Genomic DNA, 1,263 nt, shown 5'->3' with positions numbered 1-1,263 from the left:
CATGACCACCTCGACGACGCCGACCCCCAACTCCCGCCAGGCCGAGGCATGGAACGGCCCCGTGGGCACCCACTGGGCCACGCATCACGACCGCTACGACACGATGCTGTCCGATGTGAACGACGCCCTCTTCGAAGCCGCGGCCATCGGCGCGGGGGACCGCGTCCTGGACATCGGCTGCGGCGCGGGCGTCACCACCCGCATCGCGGCCCGCCGCGCCGCGCACGGCCATGCGGTGGGCGTCGACATCTCGGCGCCGCTCCTCGATCGCGCCCGTGCGAGCACGGCGTCCGAGGGCATCGCGAACGCGGCGTACGAACAGGCCGACGCCCAGATCCACGCTTTCCCCACGGCCGGGTACGACGTCGCGATCAGCCGTGGAGGGGTGATGTTCTTCGCCGACCACACCGCCGCGTTCACGAACATCGCCCGCGCGCTGCGCCCCGGCGGGCGGCTGGTGTTCGTCTGTCCGCAGCCCGTCGGCCAGGAGACCGAGGAGTCCCGGACGCTCGGCCTGTTCGCCAGGCTCCTCGCGGAGGAGGACGGCCCCGAGGAGAGCCCGGAGTACGTGTCGCCCGAGGCCGCGGCCGACGCCACCGCGGCCCGCGCCGCGATGGCCTCGCTCTCGGACCCGTCCCGCATCCACGAGGTGCTCACCGGCTACGACGACGTGAGGGTGACTCCCGTACCGGTGGAGGCGGTATGGGGCCGGACCCCCGCGGACGCCGTCGACTTCATCCTGTCGCGCACTCCGGGCCGGACGGTCACCGCGGCGACGCGGGCCTCCCTGGAGGAGGCGTTCCGGCCGCACGCGACCGAGTACGGCGTGCGGATGCGGGCGGGCGTGTGGCTGGTGACGGCGGTGCGCCCGGCCTAGGCCTCGGAGCCCGCGCGCCTCCCCACCGCCATCAGCCCCACGTAGACGACCAGCGCCGAGGCGAGCCCGATCGCCCACCCGTAGTCCGCGAGCGGCCTCAGCACGGGGATCAGCCCGTCCTCGGGGAACGGCCCCTTCCCCGGCGCCGAGTGCGACCCGCCCACGGCGAGCACACCGCCGACCACGAAGGCCGCGACGGCCCTCAGATTCCACCCGCCCGTGTACCAGTAGCGCCCTTCGGGGCGGTACAGATCGGCGAGGTCGAGGGCCGTCCGCCGCACCACCCAGTAGTCGGCGATCAGGATTCCGGCGACCGTGCCGAGCAGTCCGCCCACGACGCCCAGCCAGACGAAGATGTAGAGCTCGGGCGTCTCGATCAGCTTCCA

2 protein-coding genes are annotated in these 1,263 nt (G+C 73.6%); one reads left to right on the top strand and one right to left on the bottom strand.

Features of this window, described 5'->3' with window-relative positions:
* The coding region (locus ACZ5CR_RS45800; RefSeq protein WP_468869795.1) for a class I SAM-dependent methyltransferase at positions 1–877 on the top strand (877 nt) is incomplete at its 5' end.
* Here the strand turns inward: ACZ5CR_RS45800 and ACZ5CR_RS45795 are convergent.
* Positions 874–1,263, bottom strand: a 390-nt coding sequence (locus ACZ5CR_RS45795) for a cytosine permease (RefSeq protein WP_468869789.1), incomplete at its 5' end; no start/stop codon positions are given. The genes ACZ5CR_RS45800 and ACZ5CR_RS45795 overlap by 4 nt on opposite strands.

It is taken from the genome of Streptomyces sp. NPDC031274 (assembly GCF_055570235.1).
The sequence above is the reverse complement of the archived record's forward strand: the minus strand, read 5'-3'. Positions and strand labels throughout refer to the sequence as shown.